Below are 1,275 nucleotides of genomic sequence, written 5' to 3'. Positions count from 1 at the left end.
CGATGGCCGAGCATCTCGACATGTCACAGTCAACCGTGTCGCGTGTGTGGCGGGCGTTCGGATTGGCTCCGCACAAACAGGATTCGTGGAAGCTGTCGAGAGATCCCTTGTTCACCGAGAAGGTCCGTGAATCACCCCTGGTTTGATGCCGCTTCCTTCTGAGTCAGGAAGGATGAGCACATGCCTAAGAAGATCGATCCGGAGGTCCGTTCGAGGGCCTTGCGTTTGCTGGAGGCGCACGGCGGCGAGTACACGTCGTTGACTGCCGCGGCAGAGGCGATCGCCAAGCAGGTCGGTGTCGGTGGGGAGACGGTACGTCGGTGGGCCGTGCAGGCCCAGGTCGATGCCGGCGCCCGGTCGGGGACCACGTCGAAGGAGTCCGCTGAGATCAAGCGACTCAAGGCGGAGAACAAGCAATTGCGAGAGGACGTTGCCATTTTGAAAGCGGCGACGACTTTCTTCGCGGGGGAACTCGACCGCCGCAACCGATGATCGTGGCGTTCATAGATCAGATGCGCGCCAACGGTTTTGCGGTCGAGTCGATCTGTCGGGTCTTGCGTGAGCAGGGCTGCATGATTGCCGCACGAACCTACCGGGCATCGCGAACACGCACGCCTGCCGCTCGGACCGTCTCCGATGCCCACGTCGTCGATGCGGTGCGCACCGTGGTCTGGCGCACCGATGACGACGGCCGGCGGAAGATGACTCCGGAGGGCCTCTACGGGCGGGTGAAGATGCGCGCCCATCTGCATCGGACAACACTGCCCGGGGTGTCCTATGGCGCCGTTGATCGAGCGATGAAAGTGCTAGGCCACAACGGGATTCGAAGGTCCAAGGGAGTCCGTACGACCGTGCGGTCCGCTGATGGTGTACGTGCGGAGGATCTGGTGAATCGACAGTTCAGTGCCGTCGAGCCGAACCGGGTGTGGGTGACCGATTTCACCTACTGCCGGACGTGGGCGGGGTGGGTGTACGTGGTGTTCATCATCGACGTGTTCTCACGTCGGATCGTGGCGTGGCACGCCTCGACGTCGAAGACGGTGGAGCTGGTGACGGTCCCGCTTCGGATGGCGCTGTGGCAGCGGAAACGAGAGGGTCATCCGGTGAAAGCTGCTGAGCTGATTCATCATTCGGATGCTGGAAGTCAGGGCGGATTCAACTGGTCGTCGCAACACCATGATCATGGAGGTGTTTGCGGTGGCTACGGCGGACTGGAGTCGGAGGACCAGCGATGTGGCGGTAGGTGTTCGTCGGCAGTGGCGTGCTGATCGTGCA

At 62.2% G+C, this 1,275-nt stretch carries 2 pseudogenes; both read left to right on the top strand.

Going from position 1 to position 1,275, the window contains the following annotated elements:
- Positions 1-131: pseudogene (locus tag MHN80_RS25630) on the top strand (IS630 family transposase); the annotation flags it as partial.
- Positions 132-180: 49 nt separating this feature from the next.
- A pseudogene (locus MHN80_RS25625) lies at positions 181-1,154 on the top strand (IS3 family transposase); the annotation flags it as partial.
- Positions 1,155-1,275 lie beyond the last annotated feature (121 nt).

Origin of the sequence: Gordonia sp. McavH-238-E, from assembly GCF_022348225.1 — a bacterium.
Taxonomy (GTDB): Bacteria; Actinomycetota; Actinomycetes; order Mycobacteriales; family Mycobacteriaceae; genus Gordonia; species Gordonia terrae.
Note: the sequence above shows the minus strand (reverse complement) of the source record. Positions and strands in the feature narration are given on the sequence as shown.